This window comes from Nostoc sp. (genome assembly GCF_036917435.1).
GTDB lineage: Bacteria > Cyanobacteriota > Cyanobacteriia > Cyanobacteriales > Nostocaceae > Nostoc.
The window spans coordinates 252937-262291 of sequence record NZ_JBALDM010000042.1 but is presented as its reverse complement, the minus strand read 5'-3'; the positions used below and the strand labels follow the sequence as shown (position 1 = coordinate 262291).

5 protein-coding genes and 1 pseudogene are annotated in these 9355 nt (G+C 42.0%); 2 read left to right on the top strand and 4 right to left on the bottom strand.

Going from position 1 to position 9355, the window contains the following annotated elements; translation table 11 throughout:
• Positions 1-201: pseudogene (locus V7K98_RS21205) on the top strand (hypothetical protein); the annotation flags it as partial.
• A 10-nt stretch (positions 202-211) separates the two neighbouring features.
• Here V7K98_RS21205 and V7K98_RS21200 read toward each other — a convergent pair.
• From V7K98_RS21200 to V7K98_RS21185, 4 genes are all read right to left on the bottom strand, one after another.
• The gene (locus tag V7K98_RS21200; protein ID WP_335025347.1) at positions 212-2404 is read right to left on the bottom strand and encodes a TolC family protein; all 2193 of its coding nucleotides are present in this window, start codon (positions 2402-2404) and stop codon (positions 212-214) included.
• A gap of 103 nt (positions 2405-2507) precedes the next feature.
• On the bottom strand, positions 2508-4070 hold the full coding sequence (gene kaiC / locus V7K98_RS21195) for a circadian clock protein KaiC (RefSeq protein ID WP_335025346.1): 1563 nt from the start codon (positions 4068-4070) through the stop codon (positions 2508-2510).
• 263 nt (positions 4071-4333) lie between these two features.
• Positions 4334-4648, bottom strand: a complete 315-nt coding sequence (gene kaiB, locus V7K98_RS21190) for a circadian clock protein KaiB (RefSeq protein WP_335025344.1) — start codon at positions 4646-4648, stop codon at positions 4334-4336.
• A 72-nt stretch (positions 4649-4720) separates the two neighbouring features.
• Positions 4721-5293 carry a KaiA family protein gene (locus V7K98_RS21185; RefSeq protein ID WP_335025342.1) on the bottom strand — a complete coding sequence of 191 codons (573 nt, stop codon included), beginning with the start codon at positions 5291-5293 and terminating at the stop codon, positions 4721-4723.
• A gap of 642 nt (positions 5294-5935) precedes the next feature.
• Between V7K98_RS21185 and V7K98_RS21180 the strand changes: the two genes are divergently transcribed.
• Entirely contained in the window at positions 5936-9265 is a 3330-nt protein-coding gene (locus V7K98_RS21180) for an ATP-binding response regulator (protein ID WP_442940430.1), read from the top strand.
• Positions 9266-9355: the final 90 nt, after the last annotated feature.

Here is a 9355-nt window from a genome sequence, read left to right as displayed (position 1 = left end):
TCGCAAAAACGGAACGACAAGCTTAAGGCTTATGCACAAAGCAAAGAAAAAACAGTTACGCAATTGGTTGAAGACTGGATCGACAGGCTGCCTAGACTGGGCGATCGAACACTCAGTTATGCTACATCATTTCACAAAATTCCTGTTGCTAAAAAGCCTCATTTTTCAATGAGGCTTTCAAAATTTTTAATTGGGAGATAAGTCGGCAGTACTACCGTAGCGCTCTGATGGTAACAGAGCGTTGTAACTGAGCTAAAGCGCGATTGTAACCCAAAATTGCTGTGACTCGATTACCTTCAGCTTGTGTGAGGTCGTTTTCAGAGTTAATCACATCAGTTTGAGTGCCTACACCAGCTTGGAATCGCAAACGGGCTAAACGTAGAGCTTCTCTAGCTTGCTCTAAAGCGGTATTAGAAGTTTGAACGTTTTCCAAACTAGATTGCTGGTTAGAATAGGCTTGTTCTACCTGAAAGCGAATTTGGTTGCGCTGTTCGGCAAATTGAGTTTCTGCGATCGCAATATTAGTTTTAGCCTGAGATGCTCTTGCTCTTGCTGCTCCCCCATCATACAAACTTAGGGTTGCTCTGACTCCTACTGAATAACCATCAGTCACGCTGACACTATCATTGAACTGATCTAGTAGGTTGTAACTAGCTACCAAACTAACTTGAGGGCCTAGTGCTGAAAGTGCTTGTCGTCGCTGTTGTTCGCTAATGTTACGTTGCGCCAATTGCTGTTGCAATTCTGAACGGTTTTGAAAAGCCAGCACAATAGTTTGTTCTAGTGTTTGGTTCCAAAGACCAGCTAGTTGTACCGGATCGGCGGCGCTGATATTCACCGACTGCGGTAAACTGATCCGAGTAGCCAACTGACGGCGGGCAATTTGCTGCTGAGAGATAGCATTAGTGAGGTTTTGTTGAGAATTAGCTAAAGTCACCTGCGATCGCAATACATCGAAGCGTGTACCAACTCCAGCCCGCTCTAAAGATTCTGCATCACGCAAACTAGCGGCAGAGTTCTTCACAGCCGATTGGCTAATACGCACTTGTTCATCTGCTTGTTGCAGATTGTAGTAGTCAGTGGCGACATTCAGACGAATTGTCTCATATTGAGTTTCTACAGCCAACTCATCGGAGCGCTCCTGTTCCTCTGCCTGTCTGATGGTAGCTTGCCGATTCCCTGAAGTATAAAGGTTATATGTCAGTTGTGCTTGACCATTAAAACCTGTACTAGGTACACCTGTGTTAGATACGAAACCTTGCTGTCTGGATAGTTCATCCTGAAGCTGACTAGAAGCAGACTGACTGCGAGTGATATCAGCACTAACACCAAGAGTAGGAAGCAAAGCAGCTTGTGCCTCGCGTACAGCACCACGACTGCGTTCTAGCTGCAATATTGACACCTGTAAATCGTGATTGTTACGCCGTGCTAGCTCTAGAGCTTGTGCCAAACTAATCGGCTGATTTCCCTGAAGTGTCACTTCCTCAGTTTTGGTAGGAAATTGCAAGGGATTTGAGTTAGGAATCAGGTTCTCTGGAATTTGCACCGCCCCTGATGGCGCAGGAGTTACGGTTCTCGGCACAGTGGAAGGTTGCAATGAATCCCCTGGTGCAGGAGTTACGTTTCCTGGTACAGTCGGTACTGGTGTAGAATCTGTCGGAATCGGGGTATTACTCTGAGCAATGCGATCGCCACCAGCATTTTGTTGTAAACAGGTACTTGAAGCCAGTAGCAAAGCAGCTGATAAATCAGTCTTGCTTTTTCCTGACTCCTGTGGACATGTTGGCGCTGACAACAGTTTTGCTGATTCTCCACTACTCGCTGAAGTTTGTAAAAATGTTTGCAACTCAGCAACAGTATTTATCTTTTGAGCTACTGGCTGCTGTGCTGAAGACAGGGGCAAAATTTTCTTTTGGACAGAAGAGGGTTTTGAAGTGTAATTGGGAATTACTACACTCTCTGATTTCTGCTCAGAAGTGCTTGAATTACTCTGTTTTTGGGGATTTTGAGTAGAACGGCTGACATCTAGCTCTTGGGAAGAATTAGAGGTAGGTGTCAAACTTAAAAATCTACTTTTATCCTTCTTAAGTACTTGTTTTATTGGTACAAAAGTATTCTCAGCCGTAAATACTGGAATACTGTTATTACTTAAAGGCTTCATACTAAGTTTAGTGAAACCAAAACCAGTTACTAAAGTTGGAACACTAACATTGGCACCATTTGGCAGTTGTGTATTCATCATGTCCACAACCGAGTTTTGACCATAAGTAGAAGTCAAAACACTAGGAGAATAAGCCAGTTGTACCTTAGTTAGTTTTACAGTACCAGCCCAAGCAGGCTGAGTCGTTAAAACTGCTGCCGTCACAGCAGGCAAGAAGCTATAGAATAATTGCTGTCCTTTCACCGCATCCCTCACACGAAAATCAATCTAGCGGCAGATAACCTTTCTTCACCACAGAATATAGCACGATACTAAATTTAGGAAAGAATATACTACGATACTAAATTTAGGGTTCGGAACTCTGTTTGTCTTCAAAACGTCTAACAATGCGAGAAAGTTCCGCCTTTTCATCGATACTAACGCGAGTAGGAGCACCGCTAATAATCCGTTCGTAGTTTCGGAAAGAATCTTTAATATCGGGCCCGTCAGCAGTGATATTATACTCACGAATGCCCTTATCATGCCAAGACCCGCGCATTTTAAATACGTTAATTGCCCGCGACATTTCTCCACGAATTTCTACGTACTGTAACATTATAATTGTATCGGTAATCGTAGATATATGAGAGTCAGTAATGGAATTCGCTCCTAAAAATTGGTCAGTTGTGTTGGTAAAGAAACCAGTAATTTCTTCTTGTTTAGCATAACCCGTCACCCCTATTACAAACTGCCTAAATGCATTATTGCTCACTCCTCTAGCTAATGCTGATAGGGAATCAATGGCGATGCGGGCTGGTTTGAAGAGAGCAATCTCTGATTTAATAATTTGCAAGTGGTCTTCTAAACCAGTTGATTCAGGATAGGTACAAATTATTTTGAGTAAACCTCGATCTTCTAATTCTTCAAAATCAATTCCCCAAGATGAAGCATTACGAGATAGTTGGGCGCGTGATTCTTCGTAAGCAAATAATATTGCCTGTTCTCCATTCAGACAACCATCTTGAATAAACTTACTAACTAACAAGGTTTTACCAGTACCTGTGGCTCCTGTCGCCAAAATAATAGAATCTTTAAAGAAACCACCACCGCACATTTCATCTAAGATTTTGACACCAGAAGATACCCTGATATTAGAAGACCGTTGAGTTAAACGCATTGCTCCTAGCGGAAAGATATTAACTCCTTCATTAGTAATTGTGAAGGGATACTCGCCTTTCATGTGAGTTGTACCGCGCAACTTCAGAATTTCAGCTGTACGACGGCGGCGTTCTCCTTCTAAAACGTTGCGAACAATTACTACATTATCAGAAACAAATTCTTCGACTCCAAAAGAAGCAACGGGGCCATATTCTTCACTGCGTTCGGTGGTAATTACAGTGGTGACATTCAGTATTTTCAGACGTGCTACCAAGCGAAAAATCTCGCGTCGCACTACTCCCATCGCTTCATACTGCTGAAATACGGCTGTCATTGAGTCAATTGAAACTCGTTTAGCTTTGTATTTGCGAATGGCATATTGCAGGCGTTCAATCAGTGCAGAAAGGTCAAAATTACCCACGATATCTTGACCTTCTGGATCGGGAGATGCATCAAGAATAAACAACTTGCCTTCTTCAATTAGACGTGGCAAGTTCCACCCGAAAATATGGGCATTTTTAATAATATCACTGGGTGATTCTTCAAAGGTAACAAATACTCCTGGTTCATCAAAATAGGTGATACCGTTATAGAGAAACTGAAGAGATAATAAAGTTTTACCAGTACCTGAAGTTCCACTTACCAAGGTAGTTCTACCAATTGGTAAACCACCATGACTAATATCGTCAAACCCTTCGATCATTGTGCGAATTTTTTCTACACCCCCATTTCTCGGTGTTTTATTTAGTTCTACTGGCTGGTTTTGACTCATTGCTTGATAATAAAAGGGTACTAAAAACAGGCTGTTAAAATTAAAAAGTTTTTACTTGATTTTCTTGAGGCTATTTATAAACAAAATATTAAGCAAGTAGGGTGTGTTAAGTCACAACTTGACTAATAAGATCGCAAAAATAAATATTTTTCAGTAATGCACCAAGTTCGCGGGTACTAAAACTCTCTTGATTAGAGCAATGTACTGGCTTACCTACACATTTGAAATTTACTTTCTAAATGCTCTCCTGAGCATTAATTATTTTATTCTTCAAAATCTTCTTCACTTAGTTCTTCATAGAGCAAATCTAATCCAATCAATACTCTTTCTCGATCTGAAAGATCGCCGATAATTTTGCGAACGGGTGGCGGCAAAATTTTAGATAATGTTGGCGTTGCCAATATTTTATCTTCTTCGGCCAGTTGCGGACTTTTCAGTACATCGATTACTTTTAAAGCATAAACACCTTCAAACTCTTGTTCTAAAATATTTTTGAGTGTTTTTAATGCTCGGACTGAATTAGGGGTATTTCCTGCTACGTAAAGCTTGAGAACGTAGGTTTTTTTGGCTTTAATCATTTATTTATAAGCTAGTTATGATTAGAGAAAGACAGGATGCGTTAGGTTGTTGCGAGTTCACATGAAGAATTTTCATTTATTTAGAATAGAACTCCTGTAGACTTCACACAGGTGAGCCAAGACATCTATCAACGTCAGGCGGTAATCAAGTAAAGTTTCATTGCTCCTTCCTTCTAGTTGTAGCTGGATAGAAAATTCTTCAATTACCTCCATGTGGATTTCAATGATTTGGGGCACAGGAATATTAGCATAAAATATAGTATTGATAAATTTATCAATTTTTTCTTTGAGTGTTTTCTCTGTGGTAAAATAATTTATAAGGATCAGGCTGTAATCTAATTTAAGCTGTCTTAATAATCCTTCTTTTTCGCGTGGATTCATTTCCTGGAAGTTCTGTTGGCTTTTTTGCATCTGGCTGGCAAATACATAGACGTAATTGCTAGTGTATGCCTTCCTTAGATTTTCTTGTGGCCGATTTGGTATTACAGAGGTAGTTGCAGTAACAGGTAAGTAGCAAAAATGGGGAATAATTACGTCAGTAAATTCCCCCGCCCACGCAATCCAACCTTTTTGCTTGGCTAAGTCAACTAGATTATTTAAACATTTTTTAACATCAGGTCGCAGAATCAATATCGGTAATAACATTTACTCTTTAATCTATTTCCTCGATCGCTCTGACCAAGAAACGTGGGCTGATAAGTTTGGCTAACGCTTCTAGGGGAATACTTGATGTGCATTCGTAAATTGGGTTTCATACCCCAAAATGACGCTTTGTGTTAGTAGATAGTCCAAGAAGGCAAAAGGCAGGAAGCAAGAAAGCTTATTTACTAAACTTTTTACCTTTTCTCAACTGGATAGTTATTTATACCTGCTTGTGCTAACTATTCAACAACTTAGTGCAGAAACTGAGTGGTAGGTCTTTGATGATGAGGTATATGCCGGCATAACAAGACACAGTACCTAATTTATTGTTTGTATCTCTATGCAAATAAATAGATAGATTTTTTTATTTTGCTCCTTGATAAGATACTTAAACGAACTTAAAGGATTGTCGCATTCTAAATCATTATAATTCCTCAAGGTTCTAAAGCGAATCTTTGGGGTCATAATTGTTGTAGCCGTCGCTATCGATGGGGAGTTTAAATACCAGTAAGACGCTGGGGAGGCTAGTTGCTATAAATCAAAAATGTCGCCTCTTGGAGAAATGCACTCGTCCACAAGCAAGTGTCCGTGAGGGGAAGTGCTGTTGTTTTATTTAATGGCGTTGAAATAACCAGAGTTGCTTATATGAGTCTTCTTAGAGGATATGGCTTCAGGCGAAAAGACCATCAACAGTTGGCAGATGGAGATGCCGGAGGTTTCCACAGGAAGAATGACCCCCAAAGCCCTATGTTAATGCTAGATTACCCGCTTTCTAACTTTCAGGCAACCGTACCTAGCTGCCTCCAAACATCTTCTTTGGCAGTGGTGCTGAAGATTTTTGAGCAAGAGCAGTGCGATCGCTTGGTAGTAGTGAATCAGCAGCAATGCCCTATAGGATTGCTGTATTCTGCCCGTTTAATCCAAAAGTTATTAGGATATAGTGACGATAAAAATCTAAATTTACAGCAATCTATCTTTACTTGGGGTCAAGGTCTAATTGAGCCAATCCAGATAATATCAGCTTCGGAGCGTGTCGAGCAATTAGGCTTGAATTTGGGCGATCCAGAAGCCGAAAGCCACCAAAAGTTAGATTGGGCGCTGATTGACTCTGATGGGCGATATTTGGGGCTGGTTGATAGTCCACGTCTGTTGCGATCGCTGGCTAAGGAACGCATGGCTGGCTTACAAAGCTCACACGATTATGATACCGATGTACATCTGCCAAATAAAGCTAAATCATTGGAACATCAGCCATTGATTCTGTTGCTCGAAAGACTGCCTTGGCCTTTGATGTTGCAAACCGGTACTGGCGAAGTATTAGCCCGAAATCCCGCCTGGTGGCAGGAATTAGGAGCCTTGAAAGATCCAGAAGGAGTTAGGCAACAAGTAGAGGCAATACTTATCCCTAAGTCTTCCGAAAAATCTGAATATGCCACCCAACGAGCAATCAAGGTTCATCCCAATAATAGGGAGAATGAATATGGTGGTGAACAAGAACTGACTCAACAAGAAGCATCACCAGACGCTGTATACAGTCGGTGCTATTTGGATAGTCAAGTGGGGACTTGTACCTGTGTTGTGGAAGTTCAAAATGGTCAGGAGCGAATCTGGCAGTTTGCCAAAATTCCCTTAGATAGTCCTGAGTTTAAAGCCATGAGTGGTGAAGAGGAGGTTGTACTCAGCAAGGATTTGTGGTTGGTTTTAGCTACTGATGTGACTGAACAACAGCAGCTTTGCAAAGAATTAGCTGCAAAAAATGCCGATTTAATTCAACTAAATCGGTTGAAGGATGAGTTTTTATCTTGTATTAGTCATGAACTAAAAACTCCCTTAACTGCCGTTTTAGGGTTATCGCGCTTGCTTGTAGATCAGCAATTGGGAGAACTCAACGAACGTCAAGCCCGTTATGCAGGACTGATTCATCAAAGTGGCCGCCACCTGATGAGTGTGGTTAATGACATTTTAGATTTAACCCGGATGGAAACGGGACAAATGGATTTGACGCTAACTCCGGTGAAAATCCAGACTGTCTGCGATCGCGCCTTATCCGAAGCTAAAGCCATCCACACTCAAACTACCAAAACAACACCCCAAAATCAAGAAAATATCCGTTCAACTGCTCCCGAATTCTGCCTTTCCATTGAACTAGGCTTAGATGAGATGGTGGCAGATGAGTTGCGCTTGCGCCAAATGCTAGTACACCTACTTTCCAACGCCTTTAAATTCACCGAAATATCCGGCGAAATTGGGCTGCGAGTGAGTCGTTGGGAAGGATGGATTGCCTTTACAATTTGGGATACAGGTATTGGCATTCCTGAACACCAGCAACACTTAATTTTCCAAAAATTTCAGCAACTAGAAAATCCCCTCACCCGCCAATTTGAAGGCACTGGTTTAGGGCTAGTATTAACTCGCGCCTTGGCTCGTCTCCACGGGGGAGATGTCAGTTTCTTATCTCGTGAAGGAAAAGGTAGCCAGTTTACACTACTTTTACCGCCCAGTCCCCCGAAAACAGGCTTTTCTGAACCAGATATTGTCATCAGAACAGACGAGAAGACACGACACCAACAGACAAGAGAAAACCCCACAGCAGATCGTCAGCATGTCACGACAACACAGCATTATCCTGCGAGTTCGCAACGGTTAGTCTTAGTAGTCGAGGCAGTAGCCCGATATATTGAAGACTTGACCGAAAAACTCAAAGCTTTAGGATATCGGGTAGTGATTGCGCGATCGGGGACAGAAGCAGTCGAAAAAGCTCGGCGCTTGCAACCAATAGCGATATTTTTGAATCCCTTGCTGCCTCTGCTGTCAGGCTGGGATGTGCTGACTTTACTAAAATCTGACACCGCAACCCGTCATATATCTGTAATTGTTACCGCAACGGGGGCCGAAAAGGATAAAGCATTTGCTAACCGAGCCGATGGTTTTTTAAGTTTGCCAGTAGAGCATCAGGTATTAGCACCGGTTTTAGAGAAATTATGTACTGCACAAGCAGTTTTACAGGTAGGGTTAGACAATAACGCTATTATCCCACCGAAAACCCCACTGCGAATTCTCAGGTTGGTAAATCCTCAGTTGGAATCGGTGAATCCCCACCCCTCACTTCGAGAACATCGAGTGATTGAAGTAGATGATCTAGATCAAGCAGAACTTTTGGCGCGGGTATGGCAGTTTGATGTGATTTTGCTAGATGTCGAAAGTACCACCGCCCAAATTTATCTACAACAACTAATTCAGCATCCACGTTTGGCGGCTGTACCACTAGTTACTTGCGATGTTGCAACTACCTTAATAGCTTCTAAAATACCAGGGTTATCTGTATTTCCTTACTTAACACCATTTACCAAAGACAATAGCAGTCGCATCGACAAAACAGATGCCTTACTATCAGTACTGCAAATTGCTTCTGGTATTTGCTGCCCTCCTAACATCTTGGTTGTAGATTTGACAATGTTGCGTGATTTTCCCCAGGGAAGACGTAAGTCAACTAAAGGTTATCGGACAGCCAAAAATTGCTCAATTAGTAGTGAAACTGCTGAACGGGGATCTGAGTGGTTCCAAGCTTTAATTCAGTATCTACAAACAGCAGGCTTTAAAGCAGCGATGAGTCCCTGTTGGGCAGAAGTGTTACAACAAATTCGCCACCAAAGCGTTGATTTACTGCTAATTTGTTTAGGAGAATCCGCTATCCACAAAGATGTGGTAGTGGCTCTGAAAACATTGGGAGATTCGCCGGACAAATTACCACCAATTTTGGTATTAAATCAGCGATTAAATCGCCCAGAAACCAGTTTACAGCCTGCGGTAGCTTATAAGGAAACTGATAAGCAGAAGAAAAATGGTTTGGAATCGATAGAAACTGTTGTTGGTGCGATCGCTACCCGAATATTACCGCGTTCAATATCAATGGAAGACCTCTTAAACCAGATCAATCAAGCCTTAGCTGTCAACGGTTACAATGGCAAATGTTAATTGGAATGGGGCATGGGGCATGGGGCATGGGGCATGGGGCATGGGGCATGGGGCATGGGGCATGGGGCATGGGGCATGGGAAAAAATAAC